Source organism: Runella sp. SP2, assembly GCF_003711225.1.
GTDB lineage: Bacteria > Bacteroidota > Bacteroidia > Cytophagales > Spirosomataceae > Runella.
The window spans coordinates 3,509,241-3,535,445 of record NZ_CP031030.1 but is presented as its reverse complement, the minus strand read 5'-3'; the positions used below and the strand labels follow the sequence as shown (position 1 = coordinate 3,535,445).

Sequence of the window (26,205 nt, the reverse complement as noted above, 5' to 3'; positions counted from 1 at the left end):
AAAATACTATTTTTTTGAAAAAAAATTAAGATAGAATTTTGTGTCAAATTTTTTTCTTTTCATCACCACTTCAAACCTATCCTATCATGAGTATATTACTACGCTTTAAGCAGCAGTGGCGTAAGTTTTTGTTGTTGTCAGTAATCGCATTGATTGGTATTTCGCAAGTTCTTTTTGCTCAAAATATCTCTTCTGGCGAGCCAGTGCAAGTAGTAGGGAAATTTAATGGATACGCTACTACGCCCTACAATTCTGATTATCGAACCATGTCGTTCCGTCGAGTTTCGACCTCAACAGGCACTCCTACCGACGGCCGTGGGCAATGGGCCACGACAATCAACGTCCAGCCAACGGGAGGAAATATCACCCCCTTAAATATGACGGGCGGTGGAGGGGAGGGCTTCCTCTTTATTTCGGGCCCATCGGGGAATCGTTTTCAAAACAAATGGACTTTTTCGGGTGTGGGGCAAGGGGCATTAAATGCTATTAATAATTTTTCGGCTTATAATTCTGGACAAGATATGGGGCTGAATATGAGTACAGCAGGGTATTATACTTTTGTTTTCAATGATGCAGGATATACCGCCACCAACGCCAAATTTTACGTCGGACTTACCTCGGCTGCACCCATTTCCATTAATTCAGTAGCTACTACCCCTGTTAATGATGGGTCAGGGACAGTTCAAATCACAACTTCGAGTGCAATTTCACCCGAAGAAAAGGTTTTTGTTCGTTATAAGACAGGGGTAAATGACTTCTCGGGGAGTACGTCAATCGTTGAGGCAACTGGTTCTGGGACAAGTTATTCAGCCACTATTCCAGCACAGCCCAATAATACAACAGTTTGGTACTATGCTTTTACTTCAACTCGTACGTTAAGTCAATTATCATCCGATTCTGAGGGAAATAAAACTCTTTCGGCATTGCGCTACAATGATAATTCGGGCTCAAATTATTCCTACACTACCTGCGTTTCGCCTGCTCCAACGGCGACGACACCACAGTCTTTTTGCTCGGCGAGCAACCCAACCGTCGCAAACCTTGCTGCAACAGGTACATCGATAAAATGGTATGATGCTGCTACCAACGGAAATTTATTGGCCACTACGACCGCCTTATCTTCTACCAATTATTATGCTTCACAAACAATCAATGGCTGTGAAAGCAACCGTACCTTGGTGACTGTAACCATCACAAGTAGTGTAACTCCTTCTGTTTCGATAAGTGCTTCTACTACAACGATTTGTTCGGGGACAGTAGTTACATTTACACCCACACCGACCAATGGCGGAGGTTCGCCCAGTTACCAATGGAAAAAAAACGATGCTGATGTCTCTACGGGGAGTTCGTTTGCCCCCAACAATTTGGTAAATGGTGATAAAATAAAAGTGGTGATGACCAGCAACGATGCTTGTGCGAGTCCTACCACGGCAACCAGCAATGAAATTACCATAACAGTAGAAGAGACACCTGCCAACCCAACAGCATCAGTGACGCAGCCTACTTGTACTACTTCGACGGGAAGTATCACGATTACGGCACCTTCAAGTGGTGTTTTGTATAGTTTTGACAACGGTACAACCTTTGGTGCTACCAATGTACTTACGGGTCTTTCACCCAATTCCTATTTATTAAAAGTAAAGAGTTCGGGGGCGGGGTGTGTATCGACAGCGACTACGGTAAATGTCAATCCTCAACCAAGCTCTCCCTCTGTCTCCAACGTATCGACGACATTACCCGTCAATTGCAGCGGAGGAACTATTACGATTACTGCTTCGGGGGCTACCGAATACTCCATCAATGGAGGGACAAGCTACCAAGTAAGCAATACGTTTTCGGGTTTAGGCTGTGGGGCATATGCTGTCAAAGTACGCAATGCAAGCGGTTGTGAAGCAACGTATTCAAACAACCCTGTGGCATTTTCGGCACCTGCGACAGCCACCTTTTTGATGCAAGGTTTCAATTACGATTTCCCCAAAGCAGGGGCAGGTTTTACGTGGGCAGATACGCTCCGTTTGAAAGCCGCTTGCCTCAAAAAAGCAGGCTTTACGCACCTTTGGTTCCCTGGTCACTATGGCAAAGGAGCGTACAGTTCGGGCTATGACCCTCGTGATTTGTACATGGGCGAAACTACTGGAATGGGAACTCCTGCTCAAATTAGAGCCATGATTACGGAGTTAAATAACCAAGGCATCGACCCCATGGGAGATTTTATCTACAACCACCGAGATGGAGGGTCGGCGGAGAAAAATCCCGCAGTTGAGGAGTACATTCAATATAAGGCGGGAGGGGCGAAAAAGCCATATCCGTCTGACCGTTATCATGTAGTGATTCCGTTAGGAGGAACTTCTGGGAATGGAGCAGGAGATTATTACATCAATATCAATTCCCGTTCAGGAACGTACAGTGGCTCAAAGTACATGTTTTACGCAACTACGGCTTCCAAAGGGGGAAGCCGATGGAGTCCGTTGCTTTCGCCCGATGGTGTAGCAACTGAACAAACGGGAGCATTTACTGTTGATTTGGGAAGAAATTACGAAACAACCATTGACAATAATGGCGATTCTGATGAATTTAAAGTGACGATAACCACTGCCGATTTTAATGCCGCTGGGGATCAGTTGATTATCTATATGGTCAATACCAATGGATATGCCGACCAGAGGATTTGGAAAGTATGGAATGGTACCACCGACTTGGTAGGAAAAAGTGGCGGAACGGCTGCGGAAAATGTAGCTAATGTCTATAACGACGTGGTTGAATACCATACTTATACCGACTTTTCAAACATGCCGAGTGGGCTGGGAAGCATGAACTGGGATTACTTCCGCCCCAATTATAACCCAGTAATGACGGGAACTACGGGCAACTGGAACGTTGATTGTTTATGCCCCGATTGGAGCCAAAACAGCATGGATTATTTCTACGATTATGACCATTTGCAGACCAAAACGACGAATGCACTCATTGATTGGACCAAATGGAATTTTACCAATTTAGGCATTAAATCCATTCGTATGGATGCTGTTAAACACTTTGATCCGTCGTTTTTTGGGAATATGCTCAACCAACTCAATGCCTCTGGAAACGTCCCTAGTATGGTAATTGGCGAATATTACGATGCCAACCCGTCGGTGTTACAAGGATGGATAAGGGATGTCTATAACAATGGTTTTAATTCGAGTTTGCCAGCTTCTACTCAGCCCCGCGTCTTTGATTTTACCCTCCGCGAAACTCTCCGCAATTTTACCAACAACCGCTTGAGCGCAGGCGATGTTCGTCAAATTTATACATCGGGTTTAGTGGGGGGAGGTTATTTGAGTTCCAATAACGTTGTTACGTTTTTGAATAACCACGATTTTAGAAATAACTACGGAGCCAACGATGGCGGGGCGTTGGTTTGGTACGACCCTATGTTGGCATATACCTATCTTTTGACAAATAATCAGATTGGAATTCCTACCGTTTATTACGATGATTACTACGGGTATCCTGCTGCCTCTTCTGCGCACTATCGCAGTTACATGCCAACTACATTAACCCCCATGAAATGCGAAATCGATGCGTTGATGGATGTGCACAAAAAGTATATTTTTGGTTCTCCAAGTTTGACCCGCTTGAATGCAAGCGGCAGCGGTTATTCAGGAAATTATTCATCGGGTTCAACGGATAAAGCGTTGATTTATCAATTGCAGGGGCCTAGTAGTACTAATAAAGACATTATCGTAGCGATTAACTTTAGCGATTCTCCTTTAAAAGTAGATCACCCTATCAATACCCGAGGCGGGGCTATTGCTACAGGCACTCGATTTACGGATATGCTCAGAAGGTCGTCGTTCCCGTATGCTCAAGTCAATGCTAGTGGGCAAATTTATATCGAATTGCCTGCCCGAAGTTATTCCGTTTGGGTACAAGGTTCGGATACACCTATCACTCCCAAACCTACTGCAAGTGCCAATACGGGAGTTTGTGTAGGTGGGACTTTAAACTTGACGGGAGGAGTTGAAAGTAATAGTACGTTGACGGATGTTTCTTATAGCTGGTCTGGTCCAGATGGTTTTACTTCAACGGCTCAAAACCCTCAATTGACAAATGTAACTGCTGCCAAAGCGGGAACTTACACTCTGACGGTAAGATATAACTGTGACTTTTGCCAAAGTACATCAACAACGGTCAATGTTTCAATCAATGCTCAACCTACGGTGAGTACACCATCGACGAGTGTGTGTGTTGGTTCAACAATTACTTTAAGTCCAACCAGCGGCGGCACGTGGACAAGTAGCGACGATACGAAAGCGACAGTAACCAACGCAGGAGTTGTAACGGGTGTAGCAGCTGGGAGTGTGACGTTTACTTTTACGGAAATAGCATCGGGATGCAGCGCCACGACGAGTAGCGTGACGGTGAAAGCGAAACCTACGGTGAGTGTGCCATCGACGAGTGTGTGTATTGGTTCAACAATTACTTTAAGTCCAGTCAGCGGCGGCACATGGACAAGCAGCGACGATGGCAAAGCAACGGTGACAAACGAAGGAGTTATAACGGGTGTAGCAGCAGGCAGTGTGACGTTTACCTTTACAGAAACAGCATCAGGGTGCAGCGCCACGACGAGCAGCGTGACGGTGAAAGCGTTGCCCACGGTGAGTGCACCATCGACGAGCGTGTGCATTGGTTCGACAATTACTTTAAGTCCAGTCAGCGGAGGATCGTGGACAAGCAGCGACGATACGAAAGCCACGGTAACCAACGCAGGTGTAGTGACGGGCGTAGCAGCAGGGAGTGTGACGTTTACATTTACGGAAACAGCATCAGGATGCAGCGCGACGACGAGTAGCGTGACGGTGAAAGCGTTGCCCACAGTGAGTGCACCATCAACGAGTGTGTGTGTGGGTTCAACCCTAACTTTAAGCCCAACCAGCGGAGGAACGTGGACAAGTAGCGACGATGGCAAAGCAACGGTGACAAATGCAGGAGTTGTAACGGGTGTAGCGGCAGGCAGTGTGACGTTTACTTTTACGGAAACAGCATCAGGGTGCAGCGCTACGACGAGCAGCGTAACGGTTAAGGCATTACCTACGGTGAGTACACCATCGACGAGTGTGTGTATTGGTTCAACAATTACTTTAAGTCCAGTCAGCGACGGTACTTGGACAAGCAGCGACGATACAAAAGCCACGGTAACCAACGCAGGTGTAGTGACGGGCGTAGCAGCAGGGAGTGTGACGTTTACCTTTACGGAAACAGCATCAGGATGCAGCGCGACGACGAGTAGCGTGACGGTGAAGGCATTACCCACGGTGAGTACACCATCGACGAGTGTGTGTATTGGTTCAACAATTACTTTAAGTCCAACCAGTGGAGGGACATGGACAAGCAGTGATGATACAAAAGCGACGGTAACGAATGCAGGAGTTGTAACGGGTGTAGCGGCAGGGAGTGTGACGTTTACTTTTATGGAAACAGCATCAGGATGCAGCGCGACGACGAGCAGCGTGACGGTGAAAGCGTTGCCTACGGTGAGTGCGCCATCGACGAGCGTTTGTATTGGTTCAACAATTACCTTAAGTCCAACCAGTGGAGGGACATGGACAAGCAGTGACGATGGCAAAGCAACGGTGATAAATGCAGGAGTTGTAACGGGTGTAGCAGCAGGGAGTGTGACGTTTACATTTACGGAAACAGCATCAGGATGCAGTGCGACGACGAGCAGCGTGACGGTGAATTTACCAGTGACTCCAACGTTTTCACAGCTAGGGCCTTACTGCCCAATGGCTTCACCTGGGATACTTCCATTGACCTCATTAAACAGTATAACGGGAACTTGGAATGCACCAATTAGTACAGCAGCGGTTGGTACAACTACCTATACGTTTAGCCCAACACCAGGGCAATGTGCGACGACGGCCACCATGATGGTGCAAGTTAGCTCATCGGCAACTCCGACATTCACGCAGTTAGGGCCTTATTGCCAAGGTGAAACACCAGCAATTTTACCTACTGTTTCAACCAACAGCATCGCAGGGACGTGGGATGCAGCGATTAATACAGTAAATGCAGGTTCGACAACATATACATTTACCCCTACACATGGCCAATGTGCAGTATCTACCACAATGAATGTGGTAGTCAATTCACTTCCAACGGCCTCAGTGAGTGGCACAACGACGGTATGTCAAAACAGTGCTTCACCTATGATTACGTTCACGGGGGCAAATGCGACGGCGCCTTATACCTTTACTTACAAAATTAACGATGGAGCGCCACAAACGGTGACAACCACGAGTGGTAACAGCGTGACGGTAACAGCTCCAACGGAAACAGCGGGGACGTTTGTGTATAGTTTGGTAAGTGTCTCAGAAAGTTCCTCGACGGCTTGTAGCCAAGAACAAATGGGCAGTGTGGAAGTTAAAGTGCAGGGTAAGCCTACGATTACGCTGACTACGTTACAACAAACCTTGAATGAAGGCAATTCACAAGTTTTGTGTGACATTGATGCGAATCCTGTGAACGGTTTACAGTTTACGGTTTCGGGTGCATGTATAGTTGGAAGTCCCGTTTGGCGGTTACAAGTGGGCAGTGGCGCGTGGAGTGATTGGTCACCCAGTGCACCAGTTTCCCAGCCGTCCAATAACCAACCCCACCGCTACCAAGCGGCTTGCGATGTCAACTGTCCCGTGACGTACACGAGTCCGATTGTATTGACGATTAGTTACCGCGCATCGATTCCTCAGAACGTATCAATGATTGCCGACGGCATGACGGTGAATGAAGGGGAGACGAAAGAAGTATGCAATATCGAAGGAAACGCGCTAACGTTCAATGCGACTTGTGGTATTGGAGAAATCCTTCTTTATTCAGTGGATGGGGGTGAGTATGGCAGTGCTGTCCCAACGCAGTTGGTGGATGGTCAGTACCACAATTATCGCGTACGTTGCCGCAAGTCAGACGGAACAGTGTCGTGTGTGGAGACAGAATCGGGAGTGATGCGTTTGCGAATCGTGAGCAGTTCGTTGACGGCCCCTGTGGCGAGTTTGAACGTGACGAGCGGCTGTGGCAATCCCGTGGCGTTTAGCGGGAGAACAAATTGTGGTGCGTTGACGACTGTTTGGTACAATGCCATTACAAACGTAGCTTTACCAAATTTGCCGAATCAAACGCCGACGGAAACAACGTCTTACTACGCTCGTTGCCAAGCGGGAGGCGGTTGTTTAAGTGAAAAGAGCAACATGGTGACTTACACTGTAATACCTGTTGGGGTAGCCCCTGCAATTACGGCAAGTCAAGACATCGTTTGTACGGGAACAACGGTAAAAATCTCGGCGAACTGTCCTGTAGGAAGTCAAACGTTTTGGAACACGGGGGTAACGGCTTCAAGTTTTGAGGTGTCGTTCAGCAACGTGACCAAGCAGAGTTACTGGGCGAAGTGTCTTTTTGAAGGTGGTTGTCAAAGTGCAGAAAGTGTTCGCAAGGATGTGTACTGGAATGCTTTTGTGGTGACGTTGGTCAACGTAGGTCAGACGAAGTCAGCGATAAAAACCAACGACCGCGCGGCGTGGGCGAGTCAATTCATCACGCGGGACGGTGGGCCTGAATTGGAACAAAGCACGCAACAAAATCCTACGTTGTATTACGTAGAAAACACCAACAAAGTAGCCCCTCGTTACTGGACAATCAACGTAGAAGCGTGTGGATTAAGCACGGATGGCTCATTGACTTTCGACATGTTGGCCACGCCCGAAATGGGGGTGATTCGTTCGTTCAATACGCACGAGAACAACGCGCCATATTTTATGTACGCTAACCGCGAGGGTTGGACGGAGCTTTACGCCCAAAATCATCCCGCGTACGGATTTTACCAAGACAACGGTGCAGGAGGTAACGTATATGATTTAGGGTTACCCAAAGGTTTGTACAAATTAGGCATTCGATATTGGGACCAAAAAGGTTGGGGCAGCATCTATCCTGCAACGCGTCAACCGCAAGGTAACGTGCTGGCCTACCAAGAATACTGGTTCCGTATCCAATCGAAAGATGGGGTAGGCGTTGGAGCAGCGAGGTCAGCGGAGAGCGAAGAGGCAAATGGCAAATGGCAAGGGTCAGATAACGGAAAACAGCTAACGGATAACGGAGCCTTCGCGACCGTTATGCCTAATCCAGTCACGCATACGCTTCGCTTGAAAGTGCAAGATAGCAAAGGGCAAGTGGTGCAAACTACGTTGATGGATGCAACGGGTCGAGAGGTAGTGTGCCGTAACTTTGTTCCTGAAACGAACACCCACCAAGAGGAGTTTGACGTGAGTGAATTACCAACGGGAGTCTATTTTATGCAAGTACGATTCGAGAATAAGCAGGAAACATTGAGAGTTGTAAAGGTACATTAAAATCGAGCTAGTTTCGGCTCAAATAATGATAGGGATAAGGGAGAAAAGGGTTCTCTTTTATCCCTATTCTATTATTGAAACCATTAATAACGGTTTCGAAAATTAGCGTTTTGGTAATAAATGAAATGATTGACTAAGATTTTAAAAAATTAGTTTTTGGTTATTTGTTTGATAATTAAATGGAAAAATGCCAAAAAAATGGTTTGCTGCCTTTTTGGCAATTGATAAATACAAGAAATATTCATAATGTGTCGTTTTTGAACAGGTATTTCCGCATTTCTTTCTAGAACTAAACAAAAAATATCCTGATTTGACGGCAGCGGAAGTACGTTTAGCGGCCTTAGATAAGCTTAATTTGGCCGATAAAGTAAAAGGAACCATGCTGGGGATTTCGGCCGATTCGGTAAAAAAACGCGTTATTGGCTACGTAAAAAATACCCTTCATTGATGTAAGAAGTAGCTGTTTGAGGCAATGATTAAGAGGGGAAAGTAAGACACTGGAGGACGTAAAGGGATTGGCTTTGCGCCCACTTTGCTTATTAGAGCACCTCTTAGTAGCCGAGTTTGTGTTTTTAACATACTGAAAAATAGGTTGTTGTGAATTGTCCACCAAATTGTCCACCAGCTAAAATAGCACTTGTGAGAAAGGGAGTACTATTTTATGATGATGACCTTAACTCATTCTCACCATTAACGCTTTTCTATTCTGTACCATGAACCGATTCTACTGCAAGACCCTTGCACTCTTTTTTTTTGTTTTAGGACTAATGCTGACTTTTGGAAGTCATGCTCAAACCGTCCGCTATGTAAAGGTAGATGGTATGGGCGACGGCCTGTCGTGGGCTACTGCTTCGTCGGATTTGCAAGCGATGATTAATGCTGATGGGGTACAGCAAGTATGGGTAGCAGCTGGTACCTACAAACCAATAAGAGCAGCTGATGGTACTTTAAACCCTAGTAATATACGGGCTACTTCTTTTAAAATGAAAAGCGGGGTAGCCATTTACGGAGGTTTTGCAGGGGGAGAAACAACTCTAAATGACCGTAATTGGAGAACAAATGCCACTGTATTGAGTGGTGAGCATCAAGGGGATGATGATATTGAAAATAACAGTTATAATGTTGTTTTAAATTTTGGTAATGGATTGAGCAGTACGTCAGTGCTTGATGGCTTTACCATCACTGGAGGTAATGCCAATGGCCAATTTATTATAATAAATGCTTATGGTGGCGGAATATGTAACTATGAGGCGGGCTCACCGACCATCATTAACTGTACTTTCTTTGAAAACGAAGCAAATTTTGGAGGTGGAATATATAACTTAAAATCCTCTACTAATTTAATCAATTGTGTTTTTATAGGAAATCAGGCTAGATTTGGTGGGGCAATGAATAACATTGAGGCTTCTCCAAGCGTTGTAAATTGTAGTTTCTCGGGTAATAGAGCAAACAATAATGGAGGGGGAGCGGTAAGTTGTATAATGAACTCTTATCCGAGTTTTAAGAACTGTATTTTATGGGGTAATAGCAGTGAAATATATAAGGATGAGAGTAGTACTGCTATTTACACAAATACCTTGGTCAAAGGCTTGGTGGTCGGAGGCTTCCAAGGTACGGAAGACCCGCTGTTTGTCGGTCAGCCTGCGGTAGGGCTTGGTACATCGGGAGATTTGCGCCTGCAAGCCTGCTCACCTGCCATTAATGCAGGAAGCAATACTGATAACACTGTTACGATTGATTTAGATGGTAATCCGCGCAAAGTAGGTGTAATAGATTTAGGTGCGTACGAGTATCAATCAGTTCCTACGGCAATTTTACCCACGGTGGGAACCTCCAATCCCACTACTTGTGGTGGCTCAAACGGTAGTATTACATTGGGTGGATTTATGAGCAATACCCTTTATTCGGTTGCTTACAAAAAGGATAATACGGCGGTTTCGGCGACTAACTTTACCTCAAATAGTAACGGAGTGATTACATTAACGTCTTTGGGGACAGGTAATTATACAGATATTGTAGCTACGTATGGCTCATGTGTTAGCCAGGCTGCCACGGCTAGCCTTCAAGACCCTGCTAAGCCAGCGCTTGCGTTGAGTGCAATTCCAGTCGTTTGTGCGGGGGCTACGAGTTTTACGATACCTTATGGTAATGAAACGGGGTCGCCAAACAAGTATTCGATTTCTGGAACGGGTATTGTCGCGGTTAGTGATGGCAATTTGTCGAATCCCATTACGGTCACGCTGAGCAGTCCAACTTCGGAGAGTTCGATTTCTTTTGTCCTCACGGTAAAAAATGCGACTACCAGCTGTGAATCCAGCACTATTACAGGGTCGGTAACGGTTAACCCTGTGAGTGTGGGCGGCGTGGTGAGTTCGGCCCAAACGATATGTTCGGGAACAGCTCCAGCAGATTTGAGTTTATCAGGCCAAACGGGAAGTGTGGTGAAATGGCAAAAGTCGTCTGATGCTAATTTCAGCACTCCAATTGATATAGCTTGGACTGCAACGACATTGCCGAGTGCAACAATTGGCAGCTTAGCGGCAGACACCTATTTCAGAGCGGTGGTGAATAGTGGCGTATGTAGTGAAGCGATTTCAAGTACAGTAAAGATTACAGTCAACCCAGTAAGTGTGGGCGGCGTGGTGAGTTCGGCCCAAACGATATGTTCGGGAACAGCTCCAGCAGATTTGAGTTTATCGGGTCAAACGGGAAGTGTGGTAAAATGGCAAAAGTCGTCTGATGCTAATTTCAGCACTCCAATTGATATAGCTTGGACTGCAACGACATTGCCGAGTGCAACAATTGGCAGCTTAGCGACAGACACCTATTTCAGGGCGGTGGTGAAAAGTGGCGTATGCAGTGAAGTGATTTCAAGTACAGTAAAGATTACAGTCAACCCAGTAAGTGTGGGCGGCGTGGTGAGTTCGGCTCAAACGATATGTTCGGGAACAGCTCCAGCAGATTTGAGTTTATCGGGTCAAACGGGAAGTGTGGTGAAATGGCAAAAGTCGTCTGATGCTAATTTCAGCACTCCAATTGATATAGCTTGGACTGCAACGACATTGCCGAGTGCAACAATTGGTAGCTTAGCGGCAGACACCTATTTCAGAGCAGTGGTGAAAAGTGGCGTATGCAGTGAGGCTTATTCTTCTTCGGCGTTGATTCAAATTCACCGAAAACCTACAATTACGCTGTCGATGCTCCAACAGACGCTTAATGAAGGTAACAACCCAGTTCTTTGCGACACCGATGCCAATCCTGTTAACAGTTTACAGTTTAATGTTACGGGTTTATGCGTTTCGGGGTCACCTGTTTGGCGTAGCCAAGTTGGCAACAGTACATGGAGTGATTGGTCAACCAATGCACCAATTTCCCAGCCGTCCAATAACCAACCCCACCGCTACCAAGCAGCTTGTGATGTCAACTGTCCCGTGACGTACACGAGTCCGATTGTATTGACGATTAGTTACCGCGCATCGATTCCTCAGAACGTATCAATGATTGCCGACGGCATGACGGTGAATGAAGGGGAGACGAAAGAAGTATGCAATATCGAAGGCAATACGCTAACGTTCAATGCGACTTGTGCTTCGGGAGAAATGCTGCTTTATTCAGTGGACGGGGGCGATTACAGCAGTGTGGTTCCGACGCAATTGGTGGATGGCCAGTCCCACAATTACCGCGTACGTTGCCGCAAATCCGACGGAACAGTTTCGTGTGTGGAGACAGAATCGGGAGTGATGCGTTTGCGAATCGTGAGCAGTTCGTTGACGGCCCCCGTGGCGAGTTTGAACGTAACGACTGGTTGTGGCAGTCCCGTGGTGTTTAGCGGGATAACAAATTGCGGTGCGTTGACGACGATTTGGTACAATGCCGTTACAAACTTGGCTTTACCAAGTTTGCCGAATCAAACGCCGACGGAAACGACGTCTTACTACGCTCGTTGCCAAGCGGGCGGTGGTTGTTTAAGTGAAAAGAGCAATGTAGTGACTTACACAGTGATACCTGTTGGGGTAGCCCCTGCAATTACGGCAAGTCAAGACATCGTTTGTATGGGAACAACGGTAAAAATCTCGGCGAACTGTCCTGCAGGAAGTCAGGCGTTTTGGAATACGGGGGTAACGGCTTCAAGTTTTGAGGTTTCGTTTAGCAACGTAACCAAGCAGACCTACTGGGCGAAGTGTCTTTTTGAGGGTGGTTGCCAAAGCGTGGAAAGTGTTCGCAAGGATGTGTACTGGAATGCTTTTGTGGTGACGTTGGTCAACGTAGGTCAGCCAAAGTCGGCGGTAAAAGTAAACGACCGCGCGGCGTGGAGTAGTCAGTTTATCACGCGCGATGGCGGTCCTGAATTGGAACAAAGTACGCAACAAAATCCGACGTTGTACTACGTAGAAAACGCCAACAAGGTAGCGCCTCGTTACTGGACAATCAACGTGGATGCTTGCGCCTTGGGCACGGATGGCTCGTTGACCTTCGACATGTTGGCGACGCCCGAAATGGGGGTGATTCGTTCCTTTAACACGCACGAGAACAACGCGCCATATTTTATGTACGCTAACCGCGAGGGTTGGACGGAGCTTTACGCCCAAAATCATCCCGCGTACGGATTTTACCAAGACAACGGTGCAGGAGGTAACGTATATGATGCAGGGTTACCCAAGGGTTTGTACAAATTAGGCATTCGTTACTGGGATCAAAAGGGGTGGGGCAGCATCTATCCTTCTACAAGAAAACCGCAGGGGAACGTGTTGGCCTATCAAGAATATTGGTTTAGAATCCAGTCGAAAGATGGTATTGGTGTGGGCGCAGCGAGGCAAGTGGCAACTGGCAGTGGGCAAGTGGCAAAGGGCAAGGGGCAAGGGGCGGATAACGGAAAACAGATAACTGATAGCGTGTCTTTCGCCACCGTTATGCCTAATCCAGTCACGCATATGCTTCGCTTGAAAGTGCAAGATAGCAAGGGGCAGTTGGTGCAAACTTCGTTGACTGATGCAACGGGTCGAGAGGTAGTGTGCCGTAACTTTGTTCCTGAAACGAACACCCACCAAGAGGAGTTTGGCGTGAGTGCGTTACCGACGGGGATGTATTTCTTGAAGGTGACGACGGCTGAAAACCAAGCGACTTTAAAAGTAGTAAAGGTACACTAAGCGTAATCTGCGTTATCGCTAAATTTAAACAGGGGGTAGGGGAGCGTTAAAGTCTCCATTATCCCCTGTTTTATTATTTGTGGCTTTGATTATCAGTCTCTACTACTTCGGCTGTCTAAACGTACCATTATGAAAAGACGTATAGTTAGACTCGTAGCTTTAATGACCCTGCTTAGTTTTTTGAGGATGCTGCTCAAAGAGTCTAATATGGGAAGGATATTTTTTTAATACATTGATAATTAGGTAATTGGAAATTGTCCACCCCGTTGTCCACCCCCTAAAATAGCTATTTTGAGGGCAGTATGTCTATTTTGTAATAAGTACTTAAATATAATATGCCCATCGAATTTTATGAAAACTTTTACTTACCGTTTTTTGGTGCCCTTCTTATGCTTCATGCCCATGCTATTGCGTAGTCAAGTGGTGATAGTGAATTGGAATGGCAGTGTCAGCCGTGATTGGAATGTAGCTGAAAACTGGACACCAAGTGGTGTTCCAACTGCGAACAAAGAGGTGGTTATTGGTTATACGTCAGATGTAAATTCTCCCATCATAAAGGCGGGAACAGTGGCGTTAGCCAATAGTGTGCAAGTAGAACTTGGGGGTCGATTGACAATTGAAAGTGGAGCAAGCCTTACCATTGATGGAGGTAGGCCATCTCCGTCACCTTCCGCTTCGTTCTTAAATTTAGGTACAGTTGAAAACAGTGGCGTTATTCGCATAGACCCATCGAGCAGTAGTGTTTCTTATGGTATCTACACACAAGACGCTGACGTCTCTCCTGGAAAGTTTACCAATAAGTCAGGGGGGGAAATTTATATTGATGGAACTACCAGTGCAGGTCTTTATGCGTTCGATGCGCTGTTTGTTAATGAAGGTAAGGTATTTGTAGGAAGCAATAAAGCGGTGGGAACAAACGGCCTATTAATTACAAATGCTGTTGAGAATAAAAATGGGGGAGAAATTTATCTTTATAAGTTTTCAAGTACCGGGCTTAACATAGATAACACTTCGAATAGTACTGCTACTTTTACCAATGCAGGGAAAATAGTTATTGATGCTGATAATGTAACTAACTCAACTGGGGTTGATAATGACGGTAGTATGACAAACCAGTCAGGTGGAGAAATTTATATTGATGGAATCGCAAGGTTTGCTTTTTCTCACAGGAAAGGTACTTTTACCAATGATGGAAAGGTCGTTATAGGTGCCAATGACCTAAGTGGTATCCGTGCTTTCTCAAATAGTGCTAATGCCGTTGTAAATAATAATGCAAGGGGAGAAATTTATGTTGATCGATTTACTAGTGGGGGCATTGGATTGGAAAATTTTGGAAGTTTTACCAATGCTGGGAAGGTTGTAGTCGGGTCCAATAGTAGCACATCGGGCGCAACTGGCATAAGTAATCAAAGTAGTTTCCTCAATCATTCAGGGGGGACAATTGCTATTGACCGAACTTCGAATAGTGGATTATCAAACGGCAATGGTACGTTTACTAACGAGGGGAGCATAACAATTGGAGCCAATGGATTAGTTGGATTCTATGCTATCATAAACAGTGCGACGTTTAATGCCAACGCGGGAGGCGAGATTTTTCTTGATGGGAGTAACAGGTCTGGCTTGTCCAATGTATCTTCAGGTAATTTCACTAATGAAGGCAAAATAGTGATTGGAGCCAATGGTAATGTGGGAACAGATGGTGTACAAAATGACGCAACTTTCGCTAATAAACTGTGCGGGGAATTGAGGGTAATGAGGGGTAAATTAAGAAATTTAGTTAGTAAAACATTGACCAATACTGGATTGGTGTATGTGGTAAATGAGTTGGATAATCAAGGAACATTTACCAACGATGGCGTACTTCGTTACGGAACACTTTCAGGGGTAGTGACTAATACTTCTGCTTCGTCCGTTATTGTTAACAGTCATCCCACGACCCCTATGTTTAGTTACGGAGGGTCTTACAACGGCTCCATCAATATTTACACGGATGAAGCGGCCACCCAATCGGCGGGAACTTTTAGTTTACCCAATAATTTTAATCCTTTGGCGTCGTTTTCGACGGGGATACGAACGCTCTATGCCAAAATTACCAACGGAGGATGTAACTTTATCGTGCCCTTTAGCTACTTAGTTTGTAACAGTACACTGATAGCGGGAAGTACCACGGATCCTACCTCATGCGGCGGAAATCAAGGAAGTATTGCCTTCACGACGACTAATTTGCCCGATGGGAGTAATTATTTACTGAGTTTTTCAACCACCTCGACGACTACGAGCCCCAAAAGTGTGAATGTTGGGGGAAATAGTTTTACCCTGAGTGGACTTACGGCTGGTACCTACAGTAATTTTGTGCTTTCGGCACTGGGTTGTAGCATTCCTCTTGCTTCCTCAAAGGTATTGGCAGATCCTCCGTTGCCAACCGCAACAATTGTTAATAACAACAGTCCCGTTTGTGCAGGCGTAAATGCTACTTTTACTGTCATTGGAACCAGCGGTGCTACCCTGACATATACGCTAACTGGACTGACAGGTGACCAAACGTTGGTTTTGACGGGAGCCAATCAAGCCATCACGCTCAATAACCCCTCAGCAGATGTAACCCTTACGTTGGTAAGTGTGGCCAAAAGCAATTGCCTTGTGGGCTTGACAGCTACCAGTACGGTGACGGTGAATCCGTTGCCGACGGCGACGATTGCAGGTGGAACGACGGTATGTAAAAACGTTACTTCGCCCAAAATCACGTTAACAGGGGCAGCGGGGACAGCGCCATATACATTTACGTACAAGATTAATAATGGTTCAGAACAAGAGATAACGACCACGAATGGCAACAGCGTAAACCTAGATGCGCCGACGAGTGATGTTGGTACGTTTGAATATGTTTTGGTACGCGTAAAAGATGCTTCATCAACGGCGTGTAGTCAAACGCAAATGGGAAGTGCGATGGTGACGGTGAATCCTTTGCCGACTGCGACGATTTCGGGTACGACGACGGTGTGCCAAAATGGGGAATCACCCAAAATTACCTTTACGGGAGCGGTGGGGACAGCGCCGTACACCTTCACTTACAAGATTAATAATGGTTCAGAACAAGAGATAACGACCACGAATGGTAACAGCGTAAGCGTAGATGCGCCGACGAGCGAAGCAGGCACGTTTGAGTATATTTTGGTACGCGTCAAAGATGGTTCATCAACGGCGTGTAGTCAAACGCAAAGTGGTAGCACGACGGTGACGGTGAATCCTTTGCCGACGGTGACGGTCACGGGTGGAACGGCGGTATGTAAAAACGTTGCTTCGCCCAAAATTACCTTTACGGGAGCGGCGGGGACAGCGCCGTACACCTTCACTTACAAGATTAATAATGGTTCAGAACAAGAGATAACGACCACGAATGGTAACAGCGTAAGCGTAGATGCACCGACGGGCGAAGCAGGCACGTTTGAATATATTTTGGTGCGGGTAAAAGATGCTTCATCAACGGCGTGTAGTCAAACGCAAAGTGGTAGCACAACGGTGACAGTTAATCCTTTGCCGACGGCGACGATTGCAGGTGGGACGGTGGTCTGTAAAAATGCTGTTCCACCCAAAATTACCTTTACGGGAGCGGTGGGGACAGCGCCGTACACCTTCACTTACAAGATTAATAATGGTTCAGAACAAGAGATAACGACCACGAATGGTAACAGCGTAAGCGTAGATGCACCGACGGGCGAAGCAGGCACGTTTGAATATATTTTGGTGCGGGTCAAAGATGCTTCATCAACGACTTGTAGCCAAGACCAAAGTGGTAGCGCCATGGTGAGGGTGAATTCTTTGCCGACGGCGACGATTACGGGTGGGACGACGGTATGTAAAAATGCTGTTCCACCCAAAATTACCTTTACGGGAGCGGTGGGGACAGCGCCGTACACCTTCACTTACAAGATTAATAATGGTTCAGAACAAGAAATAACGACCACGAATGGTAACAGCGTAAGCGTAGATGCGCCGACGAGCGAAGCAGGCACGTTTGAATATATTTTGGTGCGCGTAAAAGATGCTTCATCAACGGCGTGTAGTCAAACGCAAAGTGGTAGCACAACGGTGACAGTGAATCCTTTGCCGACGGCGACGGTCATGGGTGGAACGGCGGTATGTAAAAACGTTGCTTCGCCCAAAATTACCTTTACGGGAGCGGCGGGAACAGCGCCATACACATTTACGTACAAGATTAATAATGGTTCAGAACAAGAAATAACGACCACGAACGGCAATAGTGTAAGCCTAGAGGCGCCGACGGGCGAAGCAGGCACGTTTGAATATATTTTGGTGCGGGTCAAAGATGCTTCATCAACGACTTGTAGTCAAGACCAAAGTGGAAGTACGACGGTGACAGTGAATCCTTTGCCGACGGCGACAGTCATGGGTGGGACGACGGTTTGTAAAAACGTTACTTCGCCCAAAGTCACCTTTACGGGAGCGGTGGGGACAGCGCCGTACACCTTCACTTACAAGATTAATAATGGTTCAGAACAAGAGATAACGACCACGAATGGTAACAGCGTAAGCCTAGATGCACCGACGGGCGAAGTTGGCACGTTTGAATATATTTTGGTGCGGGTCAAAGATGCTTCATCAACGGCGTGTAGCCAAGACCAAAGTAGAAGTGCGACGGTGACGGTGAATCCTTTGCCGACGGCGACGGTCACGGGTGGAACGACGGTTTGTAAAAACGTTACTTCGCCCAAAGTCACATTTACGGGAGCGGTGGGGACAGCGCCGTACACCTTCACTTACAAGATTAATAATGGTTCAGAACAAGAGATAACGACCACGAACGGCAACAGCATAAGCCTAGATGCACCGACGGGCGAAGTTGGCACGTTTGAATATATTTTGGTGCGCGTCAAAGATGGGTCTTCGACGATGTGTAGCCAATCCCAAAGTGGCAACACGACGGTGATAGTCCAAGACAAACCGACCGTTGCCCTAACGACGTTGCAACAAAGCCTAAACGAAGGTAATTCTCAAGTTTTGTGCGATAGTGATGCGAATCCAGTGAACGGTTTACAGTTTACGGTTTCTGGTTTGTGTGTGGTGGGCAATCCCGTTTGGCGAGTGCAAGTGGGAAGTGGAGCTTGGAGCGCATGGTCAGCCAATGCACCAGTTTCCCAGCCGTCCAATAACCAACCCCACCGCTACCAAGCGGCTTGCGATGCGAGTTGCTCCGTGACGTACACGAATCCGATTGAATTGACGATTAATTATCGTTCAACCGTTCCGCAGAATGTGACTATGCGAGTGGATGGCGTAACAGTTTCCGTGGGCGAGACGAAGGAAGTGTGTAGTTTGGTGAATATACCTCTAGTATTTACTGCCAATTGCGGGTCAAATGAAGTGACGCTTTATTCGGTTGATGGCGGTGAGTACAGCGCAGGTGCGCCCGTTGGTTTGGTGGATAATCAGTATCACAACTACCGTGTGCGCTGCCGTAAATCAGATGGAACACCTTCGTGCGTGGAATCAGAGTCGGGTGTAATGCGGTTAAAGTTGGTGACGATTCCAGCGGCACCGACGGTATCATTGTCATCGACAGCGAGTTGCGACGCGACCGCAAGTTTCAGTGGGCAGTCAACGTGTGGAAGTTTGCGGACGATTTGGTACAATGCGACCACAAATGTGGCTTTGCCAAGTCTTCCCGCCACCGTTTCAAATCAAACGACCTCGTACTACGCGCGTTGTCAGACGGAAACTGGTTGTGTAAGTGAGAAGAGTAATGTGGTGACGTTCACTTTAACGCCAACGCAAGTAGCTCCCATAGTTACGGTATCACAAGAGATTGTTTGCACGGGAACGACAGTCACGATTTCGGCCAATTGCCCCGCAGGCAGTACCACGAGGTGGAGCACAGGGGTGACTACCCCAAGTTTTGAGGTAGCTTTCAGCAGTGTGACCAAGCAAACGTATTGGGCGAAATGTGTTTTTGAGGGTGGTTGCCAAAGTGCGGAAAGTGCACGCAAAGATGTGTATTGGAATGCTTTTGTAGTGAGTTTGATAAACATTGGTGAGTCAAAATCGGCAGTGAAGGTAAACGACCGTTCGGCGTGGGGGAGCCAATTTATCACCCGTGATGGTGGTCCTGAGCTAGATCAAAGTACGCAAGTGAACCCAACGCTCTATTATGTTGAAAATGCAAATAAACTAGCTCCTCGTTACTGGACCGTTAATGTGGATGCTTGCGCCTTGGGAACGGATGGGTCATTAACTTTTGACATGTTAGCGACGCCCGAGACGGGCGTGATTCGCTCATTCAATACGCACGAAAACAATGCTCCCTACTTTATGTATGCCAACCGTGAAGGCTGGACGGAATTGTACGCACAAAACCATCCAGCCTACGGTTTTTACCAAGACAACGGAAGCGGAGGCAACCTTTATGATGGAGGGTTACCGAAGGGTTTGTACAAATTAGGCATTCGATATTGGGATATGAAAGGCTGGGGGAGTATTTATCCCTCGACGCGTAAACCACAAGGCAACGTGTTGGCGTATCAAGAATACTGGTTTAGAATCCAGTCGAAAGATGGCATTGGTGTGGGCGCAGCGAGGCAAGAGGCAAGTGTGCAAGAGGCAAAGGGCGAGGGGCAAGGGGGATTCGCAATTGTCATGCCGAATCCTGTTACAAATGTTTTGCGCCTGAAGGTTCAAGAGAGCAAGGGGCAAGAGGTGCAGACTACGCTCATGGATGCTTCGGGACGGGAAATTTTACACCGTCAATTTGTGCCCGAAACGAATACGCACCAAGAAGAGTTTGGGGTGAGTGAGTTGCCGACGGGAATGTATTTCTTGAAGGTAACGACATCCGCAAAACGGGATATTTTGAAAGTGATAAAGTTGTAATTTAATAAATAGTCCCGCAGGAATTATATACCTTTAGTAACTGCGGGACTGTTTTGTCCAAAAAAAACGCTTAATTTGAGGATAAATATCCTTTGGAAATGCGTTTTTTTTGGATTTTTTATTTTTACTCGACCCTACTTTTTGCTCAACAAAGTCAATGGCGTTCCATTACAACGGCCGATGGACTTTCTCATGGTACTGTTTTTGACTTACTTCAAGACCAAGAAGGATATGTTTGGATGGCGACAAAAGCGGGCCTCAACCGCTACGATGGCTATAATTTTAAAGTTTTCACTACCCATACTAGCCCTTCTTATGCCATTACTTCTAACCAAACGACGGCTCTCTACGAAGACCACCACCACCGCCTATGGATTGGTACCGAAAGCGGTGAATTGAATTTGTTTGATGTCAAAACGCAACGATTTTTCCACTGTTTTTTGACCGATAAAAAAAATAAACTTCCTGCCGTCAGGCAACATATTTATTGTATTTCTGAAGACAGTCGAGGTGATATTTGGGTAGGAACTTTGACGGGCGGAATTTATAAAATCACGCTCCCTGATGATTTAAAAAAAGGCGATTATCCCGATAAAGAAGATTTTACAGATCGTGTTGAGGTCGCTTTTTTGAAGACGAACCTCGCCTCGACCATGCGGGTGAATTTTATCAAACTTCTCAAAAACAAACAGCTGTTAGTGGGTACCCAAGCAGGCTTTGGTCGTATCGACTACCTCAATCATCAATACATTCCCATCAAAATAGAACCTGCTGGTACTGGGCGTTTCTTAAATATGTACGAAGCACCCGATGGTACGCTTATCCTTACGCAGCCCACGCAGGTATTGGCGTATAAAGACAACAGAACAACCGTACTTTATTCTAAGGATAACCAAAATGGATTGCCTTTACAAATACGCATTGACGATTTGGGAAACGTCTTTATTTTGGAAAATACACGACTATTTAAAGCCCATTATACCCAACTTACTCCTGATATTACCGCGACAATCCCTACCTATCAATCAGATAATTTTGTGCTATTTTCGGGATTAAAAACTGATCATAGTGGTAGTGCTTGGGTTAACACAGGCGGGTATGGGCTTTTAAAGGAGGCCAATGATTCTCAACGATTTAAACATTATTTTAAGGGGCGAAGCATTTGGGTTGGGTTTCAGGATACGTATGACCGTTGGGTAATTAATAATTTTAAAGCGTTTTATCTTGTCACATCCACAAATTCTCAAAACTTACCCCCAGACCCGACCTTTAGAGATACGCACGCCATGATTGAGGATGGTAAAGGAGGTTATTGGCTGTTGCAAAATGACGCGGCAAATTTTTCAAAAATGGCTCTCAAACGCCTCGAAAAAGAACTGAAAGTGGTTGAAGAGTATCCATTAGAAGTGCAAGGAGTAGGAGAAAATTTGGGAAGATTGTATAAAGATAAAAAAGGAAATCTGGTTATCACGGGCATAGGTTCTTTCATTATCAGGTTTGATACGCTTCAAAAACGATTGGGATATTATTCCTACGAAAAAATTGTTCCTGCCAACGTAAAGGTAGTGTCTGCTTACTGTGATGGACAAGGAACGTGGTGGTTGGGTACGCAAAACGGACTGCTTCAAGCCATGTCTCATTCCAAGGGTGGCTACCAATTTCGTCTTTTTAAGCACCACCCAAAATACGCTACTACCCTTTCTGAAAATCAAGTATCAATGATGGTGGACGACCCTTATAAGCCTACTACCTACTTGTGGGTGGGAACGCTCGGTGGCGGCCTCAACCGAATGAACAAAACAAAAGGCACTTTTGAGCACTTTACCGTCAATGATGGTTTGCCCGATGATTACATCGTTGGAATGTTGCCCGATGACAATAAAAACCTGTGGTTGAGTACCTATCATGGCTTGGTACAGTTTAATCCAAGAACGTTTGTGAGCGCCAACTTTACCTCCAAAGATGGGCTTCAAGCCGATGAGTTTGCAGTAGCTTCTTGTTTTAAAACAAACCGTGGTGAATTGGCTTTTGGGGGAGTGAACGGCTTGACGGTGTTTTCGCCAACGGCTTTACAACGGACGAAAGCGAGCCAACTGCCGAAAATCAATCAGTTGAAAATCAACAACCAAGAAGTGATGTCAGGCGACGAAACCGAGATTTTAGCCCAAAGCATAGAGCAAACGTCGTCTATTCAATTGGCGCATGACCAAAACCAAGTGACGCTCAGTTTTTCGTTGATTGATTTAGAAAATGCTCCCAAAAATCGTTTTCGTTACCAACTGTTGGGTATTGACAAAAAACGGATAGAAGCAGGGACAACCCATTCGGTGACGTATTCGCAATTACCTTCTGGAAGCTATACGTTTCAGCTGACTGGCTCTGCCGATGGCAGTCAATGGAGTACGCCTGTGGAATTGAAAATTACCGTAAATCCTCCTCTTTATCGTACTTGGTGGGCCTATTTTTGTTATTTGAGTCTCGTTTCTTTGATTGTCTATCGCTTGTATTTGGCGCAATTGAACCGAGTTCGTTTGCAAGAACAACTGCTCTATAAAAACAAAGAAGCCGAACGTTTGGCGGAATTAGACGCGATTAAAACCAACTTTTTTGCCAATATTTCGCACGAGTTTCGTACGCCGTTGACCTTGATTTTGGGGCCAATGGAGCAAATTATCCAGGAATACGAGGCCGATGTTCGCTTTCCCATCATTCAACGGAACGCCAGTCGCTTGCTGACTTTGATTAATCAGTTGTTGGACATCAGTAAGTTGGAAGCGGGACAAATGAAGCCAGAAATTACTTCGACCGAATTGGTGCGTTATTTCCGAACGTTGATGGGGGCGTTTGTTTCTTTGGCCGAAAGTCGTCGGGTACGTTTGGACGTGTCTCAAAATCAGGATGAAGTACGTGGGTTTATTGACGAAGATAAAGTCGAAAAAATCGTCACCAATTTGCTTTCTAATGCGTTGAAATTTACGGAAGCTGGCGGGAAAGTGACGGTCGATATACAGTATATTTCCCGCACTGGGAGTAGGGAGGTTATGCTTACTGTCTCGGATACGGGAATAGGGATAAAACCCGCGCAGCTCGACAAGATTTTTAACCGTTTTTACCAAGTCGAAGCCGACCGAAAACGAGGTTACGAGGGAACGGGCATTGGGCTGGCCTTGGTCAAGGAGTTGGTTGATGTATTGAAAGGAACCATCGTGGTTGAAAGTACAGAAAATGTAGGAACAACGTTTCGGGTACGATTGCCCATTGATGAAACAACTTGGAAGGACTATTTAACTGAACAAACGAGCGAAAGTCAGCAAAAATTACAAGCAAATGCGCTGGATTACAGCAGTTTGTTGCCTTTGGTGGAAGAGCCGTCGGTCAATAAAAAACGCAATCAGTTGGCTGTCGAGGAAGAGGGAGAAGTGTTACTCATTATTGATGATAATGCCGATATTCGGGCGTATGTACGCAGTATTTTTGAAAAAGAGTATCAAATAGTAGAAGCAGCCGACGGGCGAGAAGGGCTTGATTTAGCGATTCAGACCTCGCCCAATATCGTTATTTGTGACTTGATGATGCCTCGCATGGATGGGTTTGAGTTTTGTCGCCACCTCAAGTCCGACGAACGTAGCAGCCACATTCCCGTGGTGATGCTGACGGCCAAGGCCACGCTCGAAGACCGCATCGAAGGTTTTGAATTGGGGGCTGATGAGTATTTGACCAAACCCTTTCACAAAACCGAACTCCAGAGTCGGGTGAGAAACTTGCTCCAAAAGCAGGAAAAACTACGCCACTATTTTAGCAGTAAAACCCTCGAATCAAAACCGACCAAGCTAAAACCCACCGAAGTAAAAACAAGTACGGTGGACGAGTTATTTTTGCAAAAAGTAAAGGCGGTGCTGGAGGCAAACCTTTCAAACAGTGCGTTTGGCGTGGTCGAATTTTCGACGGCCATGAACATGAGCAAATCGCAGCTGAATCGAAAGTTGAATGCGCTGTGTGATTGCTCCAGCAATGAGCTTATTCGGGAGTTTCGATTGCAACGCGCCGCCGATTTGCTCCGCGCCAAAGCAGGTACGGTTTCGGATATCGCCTATCAAGTTGGATTTGAGCACCTTTCGTATTTTTCCAAAAGCTTTCAGGAAAGATTTGGTACGCTGCCGTCGGAGTATTCTTAAATTATACTTTAACCAAAAACGAGCCTTCAATGCGAATTGAGGGCTTTTTTTGTGCCCTGCGCCGAATGTGTTAAAGAATGCGCCGTTTGTGCTAACACTGGTGCGTTTCAGTTACGCACTTTTGTAACGGCTTCTTTTATTTCTCACGTTAAATCAAAAACTCTTTAAACAAAAAACATCATGTGTAGCGTATCATTTTTTTCAGGTACCAGTTACTCAGGTAATGGTAAAGCCTACAATGGCCAGCAAGGCCAAGCCGATTTGGGAACGCAATATTACAAACCAGATAATAAGGACGACCTCAAAAACGACATTCAGTCGGTACAGACCGATGCAAATGGGTGGGTTATTGTATTTGATCAGCAAAACTACCAAGGGAATTTCCTACTCATACCTCACAATTCAACTATTACAGATTTGGAAGCATATCCTCGTGGAGACGGTGGGGATTGGAAAAAGCAAATCCAAAGCTTTCTTATGTACGATGCCCAGCCTGGCTTTTGGAATTTTAACCCGCCTATGCCGCAAATCAACGAAGCCACTTTTAGTCAATTATTTCCTGATTCGTACGAAGACGACAAACTAGCGGGGGCGGCCATTGCCTATAACATTGAAGACTCGGTGTATCGGATTTATATGCCTACGTTTTCGTGGAGAGATATTAACTCTACCTGCTATTATGTTCATTTAGACCACGAAAACACCGCCGCTACCGACGACCACGCCGAATTTTATGCGGTTTTTGACAACAATGGAAACCTAACCGACATTCAAAATTTCAATTGGTCGGAAGGAGGGGCTTTTAACATAACCAGCAATGCCGTTGATGCCATCGAAGACATTGTGTCGCTGACGGGTGATCTTTTGGACGTGGTTACCGATGGTGTTTCGACAGAAGTAGCCGATGTGTTTAATGACGTGTTTAGTGTCAGTTGTAAGATTTTCAATTTTGCTTGTGGGCAAATTTACAAGTACACCGACAACGGTGGGGTGTTCTACTTCCTTCCTGTCATTATCCACACCATCAACCGCCTAACCTGCTCCGTGGATGCAGGAACGGTAGATTAATGTGCCCAATTCATCTCTCATCCCCTTAATTTTAACACAATGCAATTCAATAATATCACTTTCGAAAACGCCTTAGATACCTATAATTCAACCGATTTGGTTCTACAGGGGCCTTGGATCCCTTGGCAAGGTTACACAGGTCGCAACAATGAGGTACTACAATATACGTACAATACGCAGTCTTACCGAACTTGGAACCAAGAGTCTTCTCAAACAAACGTTCCGATTACTTCCCTAAATTTGGGATTAATGGTGTCGTGCAAACTAGACTGTGTGCGATCAGAACAAGATGACCACATTATTATTTTGGTAGGTTTTATGTTGGATAATAATGTACCTAAAATTTGTTTTGCCCAAGCCTTGGTAGAATTTACCGACGGTACTGCGCCCAATATCAATACAGGGCCAATTGCCTCAGGCGATATTTCACAAGGCATTTATGACGCTATTAATAACCAAACCCACGGCCTAGGAACGGGGCGTTCAGACTTTCCGTACATCGCCAAAGCGAATATCGACTGCATCGTTGCTTCGGTAAGTTAACATCCC

The 26,205-nt window shown here is 45.9% G+C and carries 7 protein-coding genes; all 7 read left to right on the top strand.

The genetic code is table 11. From position 1 onward, the window contains the following. Nucleotides 1–86: 86 nt before the first annotated feature. The 7 genes from DTQ70_RS14340 (at nucleotide 87) to DTQ70_RS14315 (ending at nucleotide 26,199) form a co-directional block, all read left to right on the top strand. Nucleotides 87–8,381 (top strand): Ig-like domain-containing protein, encoded by an 8,295-nt coding sequence (locus tag DTQ70_RS14340; protein ID WP_122931446.1) that lies wholly within the window; start codon nucleotides 87–89, stop codon nucleotides 8,379–8,381. 310 nt (nucleotides 8,382–8,691) lie between these two features. Next, a complete protein-coding gene (locus tag DTQ70_RS30715; protein ID WP_164490035.1) occupies nucleotides 8,692–8,829 on the top strand; it encodes a hypothetical protein in 138 nt (45 codons plus the stop codon). A 265-nt stretch (nucleotides 8,830–9,094) separates the two neighbouring features. Further along, nucleotides 9,095–13,528, top strand: a complete 4,434-nt coding sequence (locus DTQ70_RS14335) for a T9SS type A sorting domain-containing protein (RefSeq protein ID WP_122931445.1) — start codon at nucleotides 9,095–9,097, stop codon at nucleotides 13,526–13,528. Nucleotides 13,529–13,879: 351 nt separating this feature from the next. Then, entirely contained in the window at nucleotides 13,880–20,413 is a 6,534-nt protein-coding gene (locus tag DTQ70_RS14330; protein ID WP_122931444.1) for a T9SS type A sorting domain-containing protein, read from the top strand. A 98-nt stretch (nucleotides 20,414–20,511) separates the two neighbouring features. Beyond that, nucleotides 20,512–24,588, top strand: a complete 4,077-nt coding sequence (locus DTQ70_RS14325; protein WP_122931443.1) for an ATP-binding protein — start codon at nucleotides 20,512–20,514, stop codon at nucleotides 24,586–24,588. Nucleotides 24,589–24,768: 180 nt separating this feature from the next. Beyond that, on the top strand, nucleotides 24,769–25,656 hold the full coding sequence (locus DTQ70_RS14320; RefSeq protein ID WP_122931442.1) for a hypothetical protein: 888 nt from the start codon (nucleotides 24,769–24,771) through the stop codon (nucleotides 25,654–25,656). 39 nt (nucleotides 25,657–25,695) lie between these two features. Next, entirely contained in the window at nucleotides 25,696–26,199 is a 504-nt protein-coding gene (locus DTQ70_RS14315; RefSeq protein WP_122931441.1) for a hypothetical protein, read from the top strand. Nucleotides 26,200–26,205: the final 6 nt, after the last annotated feature.